General features: G+C 48.7%; 23 protein-coding genes. 14 read left to right on the top strand and 9 right to left on the bottom strand.

Annotated features, from left to right (window positions below; translation table 11 throughout):
• Positions 1 to 2: 2 nt before the first annotated feature.
• Entirely contained in the window at positions 3 to 1,046 is a 1,044-nt protein-coding gene (alr, locus tag E4K71_RS10040) for an alanine racemase (RefSeq protein ID WP_135079159.1), read from the bottom strand.
• 77 nt (positions 1,047 to 1,123) lie between these two features.
• Positions 1,124 to 2,797 (bottom strand): replicative DNA helicase, encoded by a 1,674-nt coding sequence (locus E4K71_RS10035; RefSeq protein ID WP_240796788.1) that lies wholly within the window; start codon positions 2,795 to 2,797, stop codon positions 1,124 to 1,126.
• Between the two features lie 172 nt (positions 2,798 to 2,969).
• Here E4K71_RS10035 and E4K71_RS10030 point away from each other — a divergent pair, with 172 nt between their 5' ends.
• Positions 2,970 to 3,224 carry a GIY-YIG nuclease family protein gene (locus tag E4K71_RS10030; protein ID WP_240796787.1) on the top strand — a complete coding sequence of 85 codons (255 nt, stop codon included), beginning with the start codon at positions 2,970 to 2,972 and terminating at the stop codon, positions 3,222 to 3,224.
• A 116-nt stretch (positions 3,225 to 3,340) separates the two neighbouring features.
• Here the strand turns inward: E4K71_RS10030 and rplI are convergent, their stop codons facing one another.
• Genes rplI through rpsF form a run of 4 tightly spaced genes read right to left on the bottom strand, consistent with a single transcriptional unit; the run spans position 3,341 to position 5,561 of the window.
• Entirely contained in the window at positions 3,341 to 3,925 is a 585-nt protein-coding gene (gene rplI / locus E4K71_RS10025) for a 50S ribosomal protein L9 (protein ID WP_135079155.1), read from the bottom strand.
• A complete protein-coding gene (locus E4K71_RS10020; protein WP_135079153.1) occupies positions 3,925 to 4,896 on the bottom strand; it encodes a DUF2232 domain-containing protein in 972 nt (323 codons plus the stop codon). Before E4K71_RS10020 ends, rplI begins: the two co-directional genes overlap by 1 nt.
• 60 nt (positions 4,897 to 4,956) lie before the next feature.
• Positions 4,957 to 5,190 carry a 30S ribosomal protein S18 gene (gene rpsR, locus E4K71_RS10015; protein ID WP_069189576.1) on the bottom strand — a complete coding sequence of 78 codons (234 nt, stop codon included), beginning with the start codon at positions 5,188 to 5,190 and terminating at the stop codon, positions 4,957 to 4,959.
• On the bottom strand, positions 5,190 to 5,561 hold the full coding sequence (gene rpsF / locus E4K71_RS10010; protein WP_135079151.1) for a 30S ribosomal protein S6: 372 nt from the start codon (positions 5,559 to 5,561) through the stop codon (positions 5,190 to 5,192). The genes rpsR and rpsF overlap by 1 nt, the downstream gene beginning before the upstream one ends.
• Positions 5,562 to 5,782: 221 nt before the next feature.
• Here rpsF and E4K71_RS10005 point away from each other — a divergent pair, with 221 nt between their 5' ends.
• From E4K71_RS10005 to E4K71_RS09955, 11 genes are all read left to right on the top strand, one after another.
• The gene (locus E4K71_RS10005; protein ID WP_135079149.1) at positions 5,783 to 6,394 is read left to right on the top strand and encodes an ATP-binding cassette domain-containing protein; all 612 of its coding nucleotides are present in this window, start codon (positions 5,783 to 5,785) and stop codon (positions 6,392 to 6,394) included.
• A complete protein-coding gene (gene fetB / locus E4K71_RS10000; protein ID WP_135079147.1) occupies positions 6,391 to 7,185 on the top strand; it encodes an iron export ABC transporter permease subunit FetB in 795 nt (264 codons plus the stop codon). The genes E4K71_RS10005 and fetB overlap by 4 nt, the downstream gene beginning before the upstream one ends.
• 63 nt (positions 7,186 to 7,248) lie before the next feature.
• On the top strand, positions 7,249 to 7,569 hold the full coding sequence (locus tag E4K71_RS09995; protein WP_135079145.1) for a metalloregulator ArsR/SmtB family transcription factor: 321 nt from the start codon (positions 7,249 to 7,251) through the stop codon (positions 7,567 to 7,569).
• A gap of 69 nt (positions 7,570 to 7,638) precedes the next feature.
• Positions 7,639 to 8,676, top strand: coding sequence for a permease (locus E4K71_RS09990; protein WP_135079143.1), 1,038 nt, complete (start codon positions 7,639 to 7,641; stop codon positions 8,674 to 8,676).
• Between the two features lie 93 nt (positions 8,677 to 8,769).
• Entirely contained in the window at positions 8,770 to 9,711 is a 942-nt protein-coding gene (fabD, locus tag E4K71_RS09985; protein WP_135079141.1) for an ACP S-malonyltransferase, read from the top strand.
• A gap of 23 nt (positions 9,712 to 9,734) precedes the next feature.
• Positions 9,735 to 10,475 carry a 3-oxoacyl-[acyl-carrier-protein] reductase gene (gene fabG, locus E4K71_RS09980; RefSeq protein ID WP_135079139.1) on the top strand — a complete coding sequence of 247 codons (741 nt, stop codon included), beginning with the start codon at positions 9,735 to 9,737 and terminating at the stop codon, positions 10,473 to 10,475.
• A gap of 236 nt (positions 10,476 to 10,711) precedes the next feature.
• Positions 10,712 to 10,945 carry an acyl carrier protein gene (locus E4K71_RS09975; protein ID WP_135079137.1) on the top strand — a complete coding sequence of 78 codons (234 nt, stop codon included), beginning with the start codon at positions 10,712 to 10,714 and terminating at the stop codon, positions 10,943 to 10,945.
• A gap of 103 nt (positions 10,946 to 11,048) precedes the next feature.
• Positions 11,049 to 12,308 (top strand): beta-ketoacyl-ACP synthase II, encoded by a 1,260-nt coding sequence (fabF, locus tag E4K71_RS09970; RefSeq protein ID WP_135079135.1) that lies wholly within the window; start codon positions 11,049 to 11,051, stop codon positions 12,306 to 12,308.
• Between the two features lie 8 nt (positions 12,309 to 12,316).
• Positions 12,317 to 13,354 carry an endolytic transglycosylase MltG gene (mltG, locus tag E4K71_RS09965; RefSeq protein ID WP_135079133.1) on the top strand — a complete coding sequence of 346 codons (1,038 nt, stop codon included), beginning with the start codon at positions 12,317 to 12,319 and terminating at the stop codon, positions 13,352 to 13,354.
• 178 nt (positions 13,355 to 13,532) lie between these two features.
• Positions 13,533 to 13,964, top strand: a complete 432-nt coding sequence (locus tag E4K71_RS09960; RefSeq protein ID WP_167730440.1) for a bacteriohemerythrin — start codon at positions 13,533 to 13,535, stop codon at positions 13,962 to 13,964.
• A complete protein-coding gene (locus tag E4K71_RS09955; protein WP_135079129.1) occupies positions 13,965 to 15,209 on the top strand; it encodes an EAL domain-containing protein in 1,245 nt (414 codons plus the stop codon).
• Positions 15,210 to 15,220: 11 nt separating this feature from the next.
• On the opposite strand, the gene E4K71_RS09950 is transcribed toward E4K71_RS09955, so the two are convergent.
• Together E4K71_RS09950 and E4K71_RS09945 are read right to left on the bottom strand one after the other, a co-directional pair.
• A complete protein-coding gene (locus E4K71_RS09950; protein WP_135079127.1) occupies positions 15,221 to 15,412 on the bottom strand; it encodes a hypothetical protein in 192 nt (63 codons plus the stop codon).
• Positions 15,413 to 15,497: 85 nt separating this feature from the next.
• Positions 15,498 to 16,250 (bottom strand): SDR family NAD(P)-dependent oxidoreductase, encoded by a 753-nt coding sequence (locus E4K71_RS09945; RefSeq protein ID WP_240796786.1) that lies wholly within the window; start codon positions 16,248 to 16,250, stop codon positions 15,498 to 15,500.
• A 152-nt stretch (positions 16,251 to 16,402) separates the two neighbouring features.
• Between E4K71_RS09945 and E4K71_RS09940 the strand changes: the two genes are divergently transcribed.
• Both E4K71_RS09940 and gmk read left to right on the top strand, forming a co-directional pair.
• Positions 16,403 to 17,293, top strand: a complete 891-nt coding sequence (locus tag E4K71_RS09940) for a YicC/YloC family endoribonuclease (protein WP_167730438.1) — start codon at positions 16,403 to 16,405, stop codon at positions 17,291 to 17,293.
• A gap of 41 nt (positions 17,294 to 17,334) precedes the next feature.
• A complete protein-coding gene (gene gmk / locus E4K71_RS09935) occupies positions 17,335 to 17,970 on the top strand; it encodes a guanylate kinase (protein ID WP_167730436.1) in 636 nt (211 codons plus the stop codon).
• 48 nt (positions 17,971 to 18,018) lie between these two features.
• Here the strand turns inward: gmk and E4K71_RS09930 are convergent, their stop codons facing one another.
• Complete coding sequence (locus E4K71_RS09930) at positions 18,019 to 18,486, bottom strand: copper chaperone PCu(A)C (RefSeq protein WP_135079123.1); 468 nt, start codon at positions 18,484 to 18,486, stop codon at positions 18,019 to 18,021.
• Positions 18,487 to 18,514 lie beyond the last annotated feature (28 nt).

Raw genomic sequence — 18,514 nt, 5'->3', positions numbered from 1 at the left:
CCCTATCCCTTATAGATGCGTTTATAGCGCCTGCCCAAGCTGGTCAAAATCTCATAGCCAATGGTGCCTGCCTGTTTGGCAATTTGATCCGGTGGATTATGCGGACCAATGACATCAACAAGCTGTCCTTCGCGAGCCTCTATGTCTGTGACATCAATGGTGATTAAATCCATTGAAACCCGACCCACCACCGGGGCGGGGGCCTCATCAACATAGACAACACCGGATGAACTTAAGCTGCGCAAATAGCCATCGGCATAGCCCAAGGCAATGGTTGCCAGTTTTTGTCCTGCCTGTAAAGCATGTGTGGCACCATATCCAACGCTGTGTTGGGTGTCAATCTCATGTACTTGCACGATTTTACCTTGCAAGCGCACCGGATTGCCCATGGGGTTGGCCTGATCTGGTGTGGGGTTGATGCCATAAAGGGCACAGCCCGGTCGCCCAAGATCAAACTGGGCGTCTTCATTTAAGAAAATACCTGAGGAATTGGCAAGGCTGGCCCGTTTATGGGCGATGGCGTGACAGGCATTTTGAAAGGCAGCAATTTGTTCGTTATTGAGTAAATGGTCTTTTTCATCTGCGCAGGCAAAATGCGACATTAAGATATCGACATCTAACGTGGCCGGGACCTTGGAGATATCCTTGGGTGCAAGGCCAAGACGGGTCATGCCCGTATCAATATGCAGGTCACACCGCCCACGGTGGCCCCAACGTTCAATCTGTTCCAGGCTGTTCAGAACAGGGACCAATTCATGTTGGAGGTATATTTCTTCTGTTTCTGGCATAACGCCAACAAGCACATGGATATCGGCGTCCGGTAAAATTTGGCGCAGTTCAATGCCTTCTTCGGGCAAAGCAACAAAAAAGGTCCGTGCACCTGACTCCCACAGGGTTTTGGAAACAGGTTTAATCCCAAGACCATAGGCATCCGCTTTGACTACAGCGGCGCAATCCTTGCCACCAAGCTGATCGCGCAGGCGCTGATAGTTGGATTTGATGATGTTCAGATCAATGGTGAGGAGGGCCGAGGAGAAATTATCCATATTGTCGTCCTCGCGAATGCGGGGACCTTTTTCCCAGTTTTTGAGAGGTCCCCGCATACGCGAGGACGACGTTATTCTTAATAATCCGGCTCATGTTCAATATCCAGATCACCGAATTGGGTGAATTCGCCGCGGAAGAACAGTGGAATGTTAGCTAGAGGGCCATGACGTTGTTTGGCAATGACCACTTCGGAACGGTTTTCCATCTCGTCCTTGCGCTGCTCCCACTGCTGGTAGCGTTCAGCGAATTTATCATCGCCTTCGCTTTCGCGCTTAGTCGGTTCAGATCGATCAAGGTAATAGAATTCACGATAGATGAACATCACCACATCGGCGTCTTGCTCAATAGAACCGGATTCACGAAGGTCAGAAAGTTGCGGACGTTTATCTTCACGCTGTTCCACCGCACGCGAAAGCTGGGACAGGGCAATCACCGGAACGTCCAGTTCCTTAGCCAGCATTTTCATGCCACGGGTAATTTCTGAAATCTCGTTTACACGGTTGTTCTTGGTTTCCGGGCTACCAGAGACCAGCTGCAAATAGTCAACGATGATACAATGCAGCCCATGTTGGCGTTGCAAGCGGCGTGCGCGTGTACGCAAGGCACTAATGGTCAGACCCGGTGTATCGTCAATATGAAGTGGGGTATCCATCAGGGTTTGCGCACCAGCCACTGTGCGTTCAAACTCTTCGTTAGACATTTCCCCTTTACGCATGGCGCTGGAATTGACCGCACAAGCTTGGGACAAAATACGTCCAGCCAACTGTTCGGCGGACATCTCCAAGGAGAAAAAGCCGACCACGCCGCCTTCTTTACCGCCACTGACCTTATAGGCATAGGCCGCGTTATAGGCGATACAGGTCACAAGCGCTGTTTTCCCCATGGAGGGACGACCGGCAAGGATGAGAAGGTCAGAACGGTGCAAGCCACCCAGGGCCTTATCCAGATCACGAAGACCTGTAGTTACACCAGCAAGACCACCCCCGCGTTGGTGGGCGATCTGGGCCTGTTGGATGGCTTCAAACAGGGATTCATGGAAGGTTTTGAAACCACCTTCAACTTCACCCATGGAAGCCAGGTTAAACAGGGCCTGTTCGGCAGACTGGATTTGCAACAGCGCATCGGCGTCCACATCACCGCTATGGGCCTTGTTGACCATTTCGGTGCCAAGGTGGATCAGTTCACGCTTGATATAGAGGTCGTAAATGATGCGACCATATTCTGCCGCGTTGATGATGGTTACAGCCGAAGCTGCCAGTTCCACCAGATATTCATTTCCGCCAATTTCTGAAAGCTGTTGGTCGCGATCAAAGAAGTTGGACAGGGTGATGGGGTCGGCAATTTGGCCGCGTTCCATCAAGGCAATACAGGCCCCAAAAACTTTGGTATGGATCGGGTCGGCGAAATGTTCCGGGCGCAGGAATTCAGAAACTTTATCATAGGCTTTATTGTTCGCCATGAGCGCGCCAAGCAGGGCTTTTTCGGCTTCAAAGTTACAAGGTGGGGTGCGAAAACCCTCTAATTCCGTGCCATTTGATTTCTTCGCAGGCAACCATTCGATCTTGGTTGCCGGGGGCAGGGTTTCGGCCTCTGCCATTTGCAGTTCTTGGTCCGGAACGGGTTCGGCTTCGACCTCAACTTCAACCATATCCACAGGTTCATCGGCCGGACCTGCAGCATAATCGTCCGGGTTTGCCAACGGTGGCTCATCAGCCCCGCCAAAGGGGATATCGTCATCAGAAGTAACCATGGGGGTGTTATAGCATGATTGATTGGAGAGGGAATATTTTTGTCTCTGATGTTTTCATAAAAATAGCAAACAGTCGTCCTCGCGCATGCGGGGACCTTTGTCCATTTTAAGTGAGGAGGAGAGACACATAGTAAATTACGTTTATATTTTAACGAACAGGCCGCAAGGTTCTTTGTATATCGGTGTCACAAGTCATATAGAGAAAAGAGTATGGGAGCATCGTAATGGTTTTGGGAGCAAGTTTGCGAAAAACTATAATCTGGATAAGTTGGTCTATGCCGAATCTTATGACAAGATTACTGAGGCAATTGCTCGAGAAAAACAGCTTAAAAAATGGAATAGGCAGTGGAAATTGGCTTTGATTGAAGAGGCGAACCCAGAATGGTGTGATTTGTTGGAGGGAGATTTCCAATCAAGTTGGAAATGACGCAAAAGGGTCGATGTCGTCCTTGCGAATGCGGGGACCTTTTGAACAAGAAAAAAGGCGCATCCCGTAAAAACAGGGATACGCCTTTTTTAAGCTGTGATGAAAAATCAGCGATCTTATTCAGATGCTTCTTCTTCAGCCGGTGCTTCAGCTTCTGCTTCTTCAGCAGCCGCTTCTTCAACAACTTCTTCCTCAGCTTCGTCTTCATCAGATTGAGCCAGTACGGAACCAGTTTCAGCCTGAATTTGAGCTTCTTCGTCCGTCCGTGCGATGTTAACGATTACGTCAACAGACACTTCCGGGTGAAGCTTAACGATAACGTCGTGCAGACCAACGGTCTTCAGTGCACGATCGAGGATGATTTGCTGACGAGACACTGTGAAACCAGCAGCGGTGATGCCAGTCGCGATATCGCGAGTGGAAACAGAACCGTACAGCTGACCCATATCGCCGGCTTGGCGGATAACCGCAACTTTGAGGCCCTCAAGCTTGGCAGCAACTGCTTCAGCTTCGTCTTTGGCTTTCAGGTTAGCTGCTTCCAGTTGTGCTTTTTGTGCATCAAAGAAAGCGATGTTTTCTTTAGAGGCGCGCATAGCTTTTTTCTGCGGAAGCAGGAAGTTACGAGCGTAGCCAGGCTTAACAGTGACCATGTCACCCATTTGGCCCAGTTTTTCCACGCGTTCAAGCAGGATAACTTGCATTAGTCATTCTCCTGTGATGGTGTTAGCGCAAGGATTTTCTTACGCAAACCGATCCATTGTTCAATTAATCCCAATCCAATGACTGGCAGGGCCACCCATATGGATAAGAGCAACAGCAAATAAAAGGCAGCCAATAAGGCCCCGGAAAAACGTGTCATACGCACCAGCTTGTGAACCACACACAGGCCCAAAGCCAGGAACGGCAAAGCCATGACGATTGTGAGGTTGCGTGCGATATATTCAAGATCGCCGTCAGCCAACACAGTCACACTCGCACATGCGATAAACGCCCAAGAAGCAAAATCCGGCAGGGTCATGTCCCCATAATTGGGGCGCGGACGCAGTGCTTTACCCGATTTGGCTAAAACACCCTGTGCCAGAACGGCGTTTATACAGGTCATCAACATCCACGAAACCAGAACCATTGCCGGGAAGAAATGCGTCATTTGATTGACGAAAATTTCCTTTTGCTTCACCGGAAGTGAAGCGGCAACCGTATCAATGACCGCGGACAAAAAGCCTCTGACCATGTCTACGAGACTGTCTGATGGGGTCAGCAAGAAAAGCAAAGCCATCAAGAACAGTGCGCTACCGTAGCCTGCGAATGTTACCAGAATATTCCCGATGGGGAACCATTCCTCGCGGCCATCCACAGTGCGGGACGTGAGTGCCAACCGAATTGCCAACCAACAGGGAAATGTATTCATCACCGCAAAGGCGGAACCCGAAAGGGGGCCACCAAATAAAATGGCGAATACAATGCCTGAAAAGGCGGCGATGGCGGCTGGTTTGCCTCCGTTTCCCAATCCCACTAAAAAAAGTGGGAAAGGCGCCAGATATGCAAGGATAAGAGCCAGACCCGATCCAGTTACCAGCGAAATTGCCAGTAAAGAACTTAAGGCCCCGGCACCAATGGCAAAGAGGACGATTTTTGCATTTAACTGCAAGCTTTCATCTTCACCCAATTGCATTTCCGTGCGCTCCTTTTATCGTGAGAAGAAACTCCCCACAAAAAACCAAGTTTAAAAAACTTAGTTGCTGCTTACGTACGGCATCAGACCCAGGAAACGGGCACGTTTGATCGCACGAGACAGCTCACGTTGTTTCTTTGCAGAAACAGCTGTGATACGGCTTGGGACAATTTTCCCGCGCTCAGATGTATAGCGTGACAGCAGCTTTACATCTTTATAGTCGATTTTCGGTGCATTCTCGCCTGTGAAGGGGCAAGACTTACGACGACGGAAGAAAGGACGACGACCAGCCATTAGGAATCTCCCTCTTTTCTGCCACGACGCGGACGGTCGTCGCGATCGCGACCTTTTTGCATCATGATAGATTGTTCTTCATCAAGTTCATCTACACGAACAACGAGGTGACGGATCACGTCTTCGTTCAGGCGCAGCTGACGGTCAAACTCGTCAATTGCAGCAGATGGAGCATCAATGTTGAAAAGTACGTAGTGGCCCTTGCGGTTTTTCTTCATGCGGTAAGCAATGTTACGCAGACCCCAATATTCACGCTTCTCGACCTTGCCACCGTTCTCTTGGATCACGGCAGCTAAAGAGTCTTGCAAACCCTCAACTTGGGATGCAGAAGCGTCTTGACGCGCAATAAATACGCTTTCGTAAAACGCCATAGATATAATCTCCCTATGGATTGTCTCAGCCCTTTGGAAAAGTCACCTCGACCTTTCCTTGTAGGCATAGCCAAAGCCTGTACGGCCACGGCAAGGAGGCAGTTTGAAAGGCGGCAATATACAGAAAAATTGACTCAATGCAAGGCTTTTAAGGGTTCTTGCCATTGCACAGCTGTTGCAGGATAATCTTTATAAGGTGATGAAACGGCCATGTGGTGAGAATGCTTCATATCAGCAAACTGGAAGTTAAAGGTATTGTGGCGCAGAATCTAACTTTGCGCCCCGGTGAGATTATTTCCCTGTCCGGGGCCTCTGGCATGGGTAAGTCCCTTTTCATGAAAGGGGTGGCTGATCTGGTGATGAACCGGGGGCATATTAGTGTGAATGGGGTGGGGCGTTTTGACCTGCCTGCCCCGCAATGGCGCAGGCAAATCACTTATGTGAGTGCGCAACCCGCTTGGTGGTATGATAAGGTGGAAGAGCATTTTGCTGATCCGGCCTGGCTGGAAGAGGTTGTTGAATATGTAGATTTATCCCCAAAATTGATCCGGGCCAATGTCTCGCGATTGTCCAGTGGGGAAGCCCAACGTTTTGCCCTGTTGCGGGCCTTGGAGGCTTCTGTGGATGGGGATGTGCGTTATCTTTTGCTGGATGAGCCAACATCTGCCCTTGATGGGGGGCGTCAATCCATGGTGGAGGAGTTGCTTAACCGTTTTGTGACGGCAGAGCAGATGGGGATTCTCTTTATCAGTCATGATGAGCGTCAGGTGGAACGTTTCGCCCACAAGCACTGGCAAATTTATGATCGCCGTGTGCAGGAGGTGGCGTCATGATTTCAATTGGATATTTGGAGCTGGCGCTGGGCAGCTTGTTGTTGGTGATGCATGGGGCGATTTCGCTGTGGTATCGCACAGGGGTCGCAACGTCGCTTCTTATTGCTGCAGTGCGTATGGTGGTGCAGTTGGGTTTGATGGCCTATGTGCTTCGCTTTTTGTTTGCAAGTCAGTTTCCGTTATGGACCTTACTGGCGGTGAGCGTGATGATTGTTTTTGCGGGCTATGAAATTATGGCACGGCAAAAACGTCCGATTGGTGGGGGATGGGGCTATGGAATCGGGGTCGGTAGCATTTTTATGTCGGCGACCGTGGTGACTGTTTTTGGCCTGTTTGTCCAGATCAAGCCGGACCCATGGTATGAGGCGCGTTATCTTGTGCCTTTATTAGGGATGGTGTTGGGCAATACCATGACCGGGATCAGTATCGGTCTGGCCACCCTGACCACATCTTTAAAGCAGGAACAAAATGCTATTGAGGCCCGTCTTGCTCTCGGGCACAGCAAATGGCAGGCTTGTGAAACCCTAATCCGTCAGTCCCTTCATACCGGGATGATTTCCATTGTGAATTCCATGTCCGCAGCTGGCTTGGTTTTTATTCCGGGGATGATGACCGGGCAATTAATGGCTGGGGCTGATCCTATTGAGGCAGCAAAATATCAGGCGCTGGTGATGTTTTTGATTGCTGGTGGTGTGGCGATTGGTACGACGTTGGCAGTGTTTTTAGGTGTCTATCGCTTGACGGATCAGCGCCATCGTTTAAGACTGGATCGACTTTCTGCCAGATTATAAATAGTTCTATAGTTCTGGAAATATAGTTTGACGAATGCGGGATTTGGGAATAAGGTTAAAAAAATGAATGACACCATGCTTGAACAAACGTCATTGGCTCTGGCCGAATTAGGTCACAAAAATCGTTTGATGATTTTTCGCCTGTTGGTGCGTGCCGGTGATGACGGTTTAAGTGTCGGGGAAATTCAACAACATTTGGAAATACCCAAATCCACATTGTCGCATCATCTCCAACATATGATGAAGGCGGGCTTGCTGAAACAAACAAGGGAAGGGCGTGTATTGCGCTGTACTCTTGAATTTGCCCATGTTCATACAGTGTTGAACTTCCTGATGGAAGATTGTTGCGAAGGCTTGCACAAGGTTCCTTGTAAACACGTATAGTTTTGAAAAAATGATGTGGTTTGGTGTGTTTTTAAAGTTCGATAATTCTGGAATTATAGGATTTTATTTATGGTAACGGCAGTATTAAAAAAGTCAGATTTCATTTCCCGACTGGATAAAGTCTGGCTGACATTGATCATAAGTTTGGCGCTTCTTTTCATTCTTGATCAGGCACAATTTATGCCGGGGGTGGAATTTACCGTTAAATCTCTGTGGGATATTGCACCGTTCATTTTGGTTTCCGTCCTTTTTGCCGCTTATGCCAAAGCATCGGGGCTGGATAATCAGGTGGCACGTGTGTTTAGCGGAAACCCGACACAAGCGATTGTTCTGGCAGCTGCCTTTGGGGCCTTGTCTCCTTTTTGTTCTTGCGGTGTTATCCCCATTATTGCGGGGTTGCTGGGTGCGGGTGTGCCGCTGGCACCGGTTTTGGCGTTTTGTATTGCTTCGCCCATCATGGACCCAGAAATGTTTGTGCTGATGCTTGGTGTCTTTGGTATGGAGCTGACACTGGTTAAAACGCTTTCAGCTTTTGCTATGGGGGCAGGCGGTGGTTTTGCAACCCATCTGTTCATGAAAAAGGGGTTCTTTGCCAATCCGCTAAAGGCAACAACAGGCTGTTCAAGCTGTAGCTGCACGTCCACCATGTCTTTGAAAGTGGAAAAGGTCGCGTGGAAATTTTGGCAGGAAGATCGGCGACGCAAGGATTGGAACGACACCTTCACGGCGACAGGGTATTTTCTGCTCAAGTGGCTCAGTCTCGCTTTTTTCTTTGAAGGGTTGATGTTGACCTATGTACCTGCTGATGAGATTGGGCAGTTTTTGGGTAATGATGCGTGGTGGACCGTGCCACTGGCGGTTTTTGTGGGTATCCCAACTTATTTAAATGGGTATGCGGCGATCCCAACGGTTTCCGGTTTGATGGAATTAGGAATGACACCGGCTGCAGCCCTTGGCTTTATGGTCGGTGGCGGGGTGACGTGTATCCCGGCGGCCATTGGGATGTATGGGTTGCTTAGGAAAGATGTCTTTATCCTGTATCTTGCCCTTGGGATCGGGGGGGCGCTGGTCGCCAGTTTTGCCTATTGGGGCTATCTCTCTTTATAAAAAAGCCTGTTAAATGGAGCCTTGTTGCTTGACTAATAGCAGCAAGGCTTTATTTGTGTTTATCAGAAATTTAATTGTAAGGAATTTGCCACAATGTCTCGCGCATTTGTATTTCCCGGTCAGGGGTCGCAAGCTGTCGGTATGGGGAAAGACCTCGCTGACGCTTTTTCTGTCGCACGTGAAGTCTTTCAAGAAGTTGATGAGGCCCTGTCTCAGAACCTGTCCAAAATCATGTTCGAAGGCCCGGATGACGAGCTGGTCCTGACGGAAAATGCACAGCCAGCCTTGATGGCAGTTTCAATTGCGGTTGCACGCGTTCTGGAAACAGAAGGCAACATCAAATTGGCTGATCACTGTGACATGGTTGCCGGTCATTCCTTGGGTGAATATTCGGCCCTTGCTGCTATGGGCGCATTCTCCTTGGCAGATACGGCGCGTTTGCTCAAAACACGTGGTAAAGCCATGCAGGCTGCTGTTCCTGTTGGTGAAGGTGCAATGGCGGCTTGTCTTGGCCTGTCTCTTGAAGATGCTCAGGCTGTTGCTGAAGAAGCGGCGCAAGGTGAAGTGTGTACAGCCGCAAATGATAATGCACCGGGTCAGGTGGTTCTGTCTGGTTCCAAGGGCGCGATTGAACGGGCCATTGATTTGGCGAAGGAAAAAGGCGCGAAACGTTCTGTGCTGCTGCCTGTATCTGCCCCCTTCCATTGTGCATTAATGCAGCCCGCTGCTGATGCGATGGCTGAGGCGTTGGCCGGTGTGACGATCAATGCCCCTGCTGTCCCGGTTGTTGCCAACGTGGCAGCGCAAAAAGTGACGGACCCGGAAGAAATTCGCAAGCTGTTGGTTGAACAGGTGTGTGGCTCTGTACGCTGGCGCGAAGGTGTTCTTTATATGAAAGAACAAGGCGTTGAGCAGTTGGTTGAAGTGGGCTCTGGTAAAGTCTTGTCCGGTCTGGCGCGTCGTATTGACCGTTCGCTGACTGGTGTGGCGGTAAATGGTCCGGCCGATATTGAAAGCTTCTTGGGCTCCCTCTAAGAGTAAAGAGATAGGAAAAAGATATGTTTGATTTAACAGGTAAATGTGCGCTGGTGACAGGTGCATCCGGTGGTATTGGTGCTGAGATCGCCAAAGCCCTTCACGCTCAGGGTGCAACCGTGGGCCTGACGGGCACGCGTGTGGAAGCACTGGAAAAGGTTGCTGCTGAAATCGGCGAAGAACGTGTTCATATTTTGCCGTGTAATCTTTCTGATGACGAGGCATTGGCCGCGCTGCCGAAACAGGCAGAAGAAGCGATGGGCTCTCTGGATATTTTGGTGAATAATGCCGGTTTGACCCGTGATAACCTTGCCATGCGTTTGAAAGAAGATGACTGGGATACCGTCCTTAATGTCAACCTGACAGCAGCGTTTAAACTGTCCAAGGCGGTTCTGCGTGGCATGATGAAAAAACGCTGGGGCCGTATTATTGGAATTACGTCTATCGTTGGTGTAACCGGCAATGCAGGGCAAGCAAACTATGCAGCCTCCAAGGCGGGGATGATCGGTTATTCCAAGTCACTGGCTTATGAAGTCGGTTCTCGTGGAATTACAGTGAATTGTGTGGCACCGGGCTATATTGCCACAGCCATGACGGATGAGCTGTCTGATGATGTCAAAGATGGCATGCTGACAAAAATTCCGGCAGGTCGCATGGGGAACCCGGATGAAATTGCAGCTGGTGTTGTCTATCTCGCCTCTAATGAAGCGCAGTATGTGACAGGTCAGACCCTGCATATCAATGGCGGTATGGCAATGATTTAAGCGGGATATGTCGTCCTCGCGTATGCGGGGACCTTTGTCCTGTTTTAAGGAGATCCCCGCTTTCGCGAGGATGACGATTTCCTGTGCAATTAAAGGCTTCCACCTTTAGAAAAATTGTGCTACCAAACCTCAATTCAGACTTCATATGAAGTTTGTGAGAGAATTTTATAAAGTATGGGGCAGGGCGCATCTGGCGTATTGACCCAAAGTTCAAAACCGTTAAGGGAATTATTAAGATGAGCGATGTCGCAGAGCGCGTAAAGAAAATCGTAGTTGAACACCTCGGTGTAGAAGAAGCTAAAGTTACTGAAAACGCTTCTTTCATCGACGATCTGGGCGCTGACAGCTTGGACACTGTTGAGCTGGTTATGGCTTTTGAAGAAGAGTTCGGTTGTGAAATCCCGGACGATGCAGCTGAAAAAATCTTGACGTTTAAGGACGCTATCGACTTCATCGAAGCCAACGGTTAATTCCTTAATCGAGTAAAAACGAGAAGTGAGCGTCGTACCTGAAAAACGGTTCGCGCTCTTTCTTGTTTATAGACCTAACTACATCTTAGGATTTTGATCTGACATGAGACGTGTAGTCGTTACTGGCCTGGGGATGGTTTCACCGTTGGCAAACGGGGTAAAACCGACTTGGGAAAAACTTTTGAACGCCGAATCCGGCATCAACAAAATCGAATCATTTAATGTTGAAGATATCCCTGCCAAAATCGCGGGCCAAGTGCCACTGGGCGAAGGCGAAGGGTTGTTCAACTTTGAAGACTATGTATCTAAAAAAGACCGTCGCCGTATGGATGACTTCATTGTCTACGGTTTGGCTGCTGCCATTGAAGCGGTTGAAGATGCTGGCATCCAAAGCGACGATGAAGAAACATTGTGCCGCACAGGTGTGATGATCGGTTCTGGTATTGGTGGTCTGCCTGAAATTTCAAAAGGTGCGGTAACGGTTGAAACAAATTCTGTTCGTCGCCTCTCTCCGTTCTTTATCCCGGCGTCCCTGATCAACCTGGTATCGGGTCATGTGTCCATCAAATACGGTTTCAAAGGCCCGAACCACGCGGTGGTGACAGCCTGTGCAACGGGTGCGCACGCCATTGGTGATGCAGCCCGCATCATCGCTCTTGATGATGCTGATGTGATGGTTGCTGGTGGTGCCGAAGCCGCCTGTTGCCGCTTGGGTATGGCAGGTTTTGCACAAGCCAAGGCTCTGTCCACATCTTATAACGATGACCCGACGGCTGGTTCACGTCCCTGGGACGAAGGCCGCGATGGTTTCGTGATGGGCGAAGGCGCTGGTGTTGTGGTGCTGGAAGAATATGAGCGTGCGAAAGCACGTGGTGCGACAATCTATGGCGAAGTTGTTGGCTACGGTATGTCTGGTGATGCCTATCATATTACAGCCCCGGCTTCTGATGGCAATGGTGGCTTCCGTGCGATGCAAGCCTCTATCAAACGTGCGGGTATCAACGTAGAAGAAATCGACTATATCAATGCGCACGGTACCTCTACACCGTTGGGTGATGAGATTGAGCATGGTGCGGTGAAACGTATGTTGGGTGCGCACTATAAGAACCCGACCATGTCTTCCACAAAATCAGCCATCGGTCACTTGCTGGGTGCGGCTGGTGCGGTTGAAGCCATCTTTTCTTTGCTGTCTATTCAGAACAATGTGGTGCCACCGACTTTGAACCTGAACAACCCGTCTGAGGGCTGTGATATGGATCTGGCGCCGTTACAGGCAAAAGAACGTGAAGTGAATGTTGCCTTGTCCAACTCCTTTGGATTTGGGGGCACAAACGCTTCTTTGGTCTTCAAGTCTGTTGACTAAGGTGCTTGATGAGCGAGACTGAGAAGCCTCAGCCCAAAGGTAAAAAGCAGAAGCCGAAATCTTCTTTTAAGAAGGTTTCGGCTTTTCTTGTGGCTTTTATCGTGATTGCGGTTTTTGCCGCATCGGCTGTGTCTTTCTGGCTGGCGAAAAACTTCACCCGATCCTGGGTGTTATTAGAAGATAAGGTTGTTGAAATTCCATCAGGGACCGGGGTTTCGAAAATTGCGGATATTCTGGCCCGTGAAGGGGTGATTAACAATCCCTTGGCTTTCAGGCTGGTGTTGCGTTTTAACAAGTTGGATAAAGGGCTTAAAGCTGGGGAGTATCTGTTCCCGGCTCGCGTGACACCTAAAAAAGTGGCGCAAATCCTAAGTGATGGGAAAAGTATTCTTCATCGTATCACCTTTGCAGAAGGGCTGACATCTGTAGAGATGATTGGCTTGCTTAATGGTGAGCTGGGAATGGATGGCATTGTGATGCAAACTCCGGCAGAAGGAAGCCTGTTGCCGGAAACATATAGTTATCCCAAAGGGATGAGCCGCGATAAGCTGGTGGCTCAAATGCAGGCGTCCATGGACAGGACCCTGAGTACTGCCTGGGAAAAACGCCAGCTGGACCTTCCCTTAAAAACAAAAGAGGAAGCGCTGATCCTTGCCTCTATCGTTGAAAAAGAAACGGGCATCAGCAGCGAGCGTGGCAAGGTGGCCGGGGTCTTTATCAACCGTTTGAAAAAACGCATGCGCTTGCAAACGGACCCAACGGTTGCTTATGGGATTACCTTGGGGCAAGAACCCTTGGGACGGCCCTTGTCGAAAAAAGACCTGAAAACACCGACCCCTTATAACACCTATACAAATTATGGCCTGCCTCCGACCCCGATCTGTAATCCGGGGCGTGCTTCCATCGAGGCGGTGATGAATCCGCAAGAAACAGATTCTCTCTATTTCGTTGCCGATGGTTCAGGTGGACATGCATTTGCCAAAACGTTGAATGAGCACAATCGTAATGTGCGTAAATGGCGACGTATTGAAAAGAGCCGCAAGTAAAGGCACTATAGTTTTCCTTTCAACAATTTGAAGTTGGGAATTTCTTGCGTCTTCTATCACTAATTTGGGTGATTTAAGTATAACGATTCTATTGTACACAGAAATGCATAGAAAAAGAGGCGTCGCATTTTTTTTTATGGCATACTCACTTCATCCTAAGCCGAGGGGAAGTAAAGCAATGCATAAATTAGAATGGGATGACTACTTAAGTACTGGAATTTCAGTCATTGATATGGATCACAAGATCCTGTTGGGATTGATCAATCAGGTGTTTGATGTTGAGCAGGAAGATGATGATACGAAACTTACGCTAATTTTGGAAAGTTTGGTCGATTATGTGGATGAACATTTCAAACGAGAAGAAGTGCTCATGCAAATCTGCGGATATAAAAATATTGAGGAACATAAAGCAATCCACCGCCAGATTACAGACACCGTACAGGGGCTGTTCAAAATCTATCAGACCAACCCGTCTTTGGTGAATATTGATGGTTTTCAGTCGTTTTTGGCGGCTTGGTTACCCAACCATATCCTGAATGAGGATCATCAATATAAAGATACGCTGCTGGCAAACAAAGAACTGATTGATATGGTGAAGGAACGCATCTAAATGGCATTAAGCCCGGAAGATTTTATTAAACTCGTCAAAGAAAAAGTCGAAGAAGAAGGCGAGGATTCGGTCAAGCAGATGTATGCGGTGAACCTTGAGTATGTGGTCAAGCAAATGGGCAAGGACTGGACCAAGGTACATAAGAAAGCCATGTTCATCGCTGAAACCATCATCAAGGGGAACATTGCTCTGCAGGATAATGTGATGCGTTATTCTGATGGTTTGTCCTTTGTGATTTTGTTCGGCACCTTGCCAGAAGATCAGGCCGCTGCCAAAATGGAATTGATTACCGAACAAATCGGTAAGAAGATTCTCGGCAAAGATTATGCCGTGAATGGCAAAAGTGGTATCCAGGCCGGGGCGATTAATGTTGAAGACCTGGTTCAGTTTGAAAAGAAACCGATTCAAAAAGAAGAACTCGCTGGGGTTCCATCGGATGCCCGCAATATCCTGTTGAAAAAACTGGCTGCAGCGAAAAAGCCTGAGGCCAGTGAAAAGGATAAAATTCTTGATAGCATTGATATCGTTTTTTTCCCAATTTGGGATACGAAAAATGAAATGGTCGTTGGCTATCGGGTGAAACCTAAACGGATGTATTTAAAAAATACCCTGTGGGGCGATCGTGTGCTGATGGGGGGAAGTGAGGACCCGTTGTGGTCGGAACTGAAACCCATGGTGATTAAGAAGACGTACGATAATATTCAGGAAAACTTCTGTCCTAAAACAGCCTATATGGTTGGGGTGAATGTGGCTTCTTTCTTCAACAAGCATTTTGTTGAAGCTTTGGTGAAATCGGTTCGAAATTCACCGCTGACAAAAACCACAATCGGGTTTGAACTTCATGGTCTGGATCAGGACTTCAGCCCGAAAATGGTGGATTATGTGATTGAAGTGCTGACCAAGCTGGGCAGTCATGTGACGGTCATTGCCGGACCGGATAATGATTTTACCAATATTTGTAAGCGCCATAATGTCAGCTACAATGGGCTTCACTTACATCGCCTTTTGGATAGCCAGTTGGGGCGTAAATATGCCTATCGCACCTGTTCTTTATTTGCCCGCCAATGCCGTGATGCCAATACACGTTCCTTCATTTGGGGGGTGGACCGTATTGATGACCTGAATATGGCAATTCAAGCCGGTTTTCGCTATATCAGCGGGCGTGCTGTCAAATGGGAAACAGAGGCACCGGTGAAAGCCTATATGCTGACGAAAAAAGAAGTGTTGATGGAAACGAGCTTTTAAGCCTGAGGGGCTTATTTACGCAGGCTTTTCTCAATAAACATCAGTTGCTGGCGGGCGGCGCGAATGTGTTTGCAGTCACAGGGCACATCATCGGGATTGCTGTAATCCAGACATTTTTGACCTTTATTGGGATTGGGGCAGCTGTCGAAGATATCTTGGATGCTTTGTTTCAGGTGCTGACCAATCTCACTTTGTCTTTCCATTCGTATTCTCCCTAGCATTTGTAGGGGATTATAACCGAACTTGAAAGGTGATGGTATTACCTGTTGGTATTAGAGCACCGTCAAATTATTCCTTTGTCGGCATGAGCTTGGTAAAACGTTCGACCAGCCATAGTGGCAAGAGGGCAAATAGGCGGGCAGCAAGAGCCATTGGACCGGGGAAGGCAATGATTGCCTTATTCTTACTCAGCCCCTTGCGGATGATTTTGGCTGCTTTATCACTTTCCATCAACAAGGGCATTTTAAAGTTATTTTGATCGGTGATTCGGCTTTTCACAAAGCCCGGACAGATGATGTTGACTTTCAACCCTGTGCGCGCATAGCGCATGCGCAGGGCTTCGCCATAGGCTTTAACGCAGACCTTTGATGCGCTATAGGCAGGCGAGCTGGCAAGTCCGCGAAAGCCGGCAAGGGAACTCATTAAAGCGATTTGCCCGCCTCCACGTTCGACCATGACGGGAACAAGGGGAAGGATGGTGTTGAGAACACCTGCCATATTCACGGTGAAAATATCACGGGTTGCCTCTTCCCAGTTGTCTTCCCCGCTGGAGCCACCGGAAATCCCCGCATTGGCGATAATCAGGTCGATTTCCTGTTCTTGGTCACAGGTATGTAACCATTTGGTCATGGCAGGGCGGTCAATGACATCAAGGACATGTTCACTGACCAGCGCCCCTTTTTTTCGACAGGCATCTGCAACATGGGCAAGGCGTTCGTGATTGCGGGCACTGAGGGACAGGCGGACATTCGGGGCAGCATATTCAAGGGCAAGCGCTTGGCCAATACCGCTTGAGGCCCCGGTGATCAAGATATGTTTCATGGACAGCACCATAGCAAGAAAGGTATAAGAGGTGTCAAATATAGCAAATCCCGAGTGATTTTGATTAAAAATTACGGCGACGTATTTGCGTAAAATCAAAGAGTTATCGCTGGATCAATTGATTTAGCGATAAAACCAAAGGAGATGACAGCGTGAGCATCAGTTCAATGACGGGATTTGCCCGTTCCAGTGCCAGTGCAGGCAATTATAACTGGACCTGGGAAATTCGCAGCGTAAATGGCAAGGGGCTGGATATGCGGGTGCGCATCCCTTCGGGGTTTGATGCGCTTGATCTGCCTGCACGCAATGCCATTTCCAAAATGTTTAAGCGGGGTAATATTTCCCTGTCGTTGAATGTCAGCCATAATCAGGAACAGGCTGGCTATCGGGTCAACCATGACCTGTTAAAGCAATTGATTGAGGTGATGAAAACCGTTGAAGCCGATGTACCCGGTGCCAATGCTCCCAGCGTGGATGGCTTGATGGGCTTGCGTGGTGTTATTGAACCTGTGGAAGAAGCCGAAAGCGAAGAAGAAAAAGAGAATGCACATGCTCAGATGCTGGCGAGCCTGCAAGAGGCGTTAACAGATATGGCATCAAACCGTTCGGCTGAAGGCCAACGCATGGAAGCGGTCCTGAAAGGCCATGTTGATGAGATTCAGGACCTGTGTCAAAAGGCCGAAGCCTGCGCCGCCGTGCAGCCAGAAGCCATTAAGGAACGTCTGCTGCGTCAGCTTAAAGCGGTAATGGCTGATTTGCCAGAACTGGACCATGAACGCATTTCACAGGAAGCGGCGATTATTATGACCAAGGCTGATATCCGTGAAGAATTGGACCGCCTGAAAGCCCATATTGAAGGGGCGCGGGATTTGTTGAAGGCGGGGAGCCCTTGTGGACGCAAGCTTGATTTTCTGTGTCAGGAATTTAACCGGGAAGCCAATACGCTGTGTTCAAAGTCACAGGATGTGGACTTAACCCGCATTGGCCTGAACCTAAAAGCGGTGATTGAGCAGTTTCGTGAACAGGTACAGAATATAGAGTAATCAAAGCATATATAATATGATTATTAACATATAAGTGAAATATGATGACTAACATAGATGATAAAGTTGCACGTCGTGGTTTGTTGCTGGTTTTAACAGCGCCTAGTGGCTGCGGCAAAAGTACGATTACCCGCGCGATTATGGAAGAGGACCCGACGATTGAGGTTTCCGTTTCTGCCACAACGCGTGAGGCACGCCCCGGAGAAGAAGAAGGGGTACATTATTACTTCATGAGTGTTGAAGACTTTAAGGGCAAGGTGGATCAGCATGCCTTTCTTGAATGGGCAGAAGTCTTTGGACGTTTTTACGGCACACCGAAAGAACCTGTTGAAGCCGCCTTGAATGGGGGCAAGGATGTGTTCTTTGATATTGATTGGCAGGGGGCTGAACAGCTGCAAAATAATGCCCCGGATGATTTGGTATGGATTTGTATTTTACCACCAACCAAGCAATCTTTGGAAGATCGCCTGCGTGCCCGCGGTCAGGATAGTGAAGAAACCATCGCCAAACGGATGTTGGAAGCTGAAAGTGAATCCAGCCATTGGGTCGATGCCGATTATGTGGTGGTTAATGATGATTTGGAAAAAGCCACCAAGCAGGTCAAGGCGATCCTGCAGGCCGAACGCTTGAAACGTGTACGGCGCACCGGATTGGCTGACTTTGTAGAAAATATGTAGAAAATAAAACGCCATCCCCGATTTAAGAGGAGATGGCGTTTTGATTTCTTAATGTTTCATTTTACCGTGGCTGTGAGCGTCGCCCATGCCCATGGCACCAACTTTTTTCACCATGACAGTCACATTCATTTCACCGGCCTTTTCAAAGACCAGCGTCAGGGGGAATATTGAACCTTCTTTTAAAGGTTCGTTCAGCCCCATGAACATCACGTGCAGGCCGCCGGGTTTCAGCATGGTCATGCCTTTATTAACGGCAATATTTTTCACCTGACGCATTTTCATGATGCCATCTTCGTGAAGATGTGTGTGTAGTTCAACGGTTTTTGAAACATCAGCTTTTGCAGAAACAAGTTTATCGGCTGTGCCGGTATTTTTAATGGTCATAAAGGCCGCACCTGCGCGTGCCATACCGGCAGAAGCACGTGCCCACACGCCCTCAACACTGATATCGCCCGCAAAGGACGGTGTGCTTAAACCCATTAAAACAGCACTCGCCAATGCAATCTGTTTCATCATGTCAAAAACTCCATTTATAAGAAGGCCA

Source organism: Terasakiella sp. SH-1 (assembly GCF_004564135.1).
GTDB lineage: Bacteria > Pseudomonadota > Alphaproteobacteria > Rhodospirillales > Terasakiellaceae > Terasakiella.
This window is presented reverse-complemented; position numbering and strand designations above follow the sequence as displayed.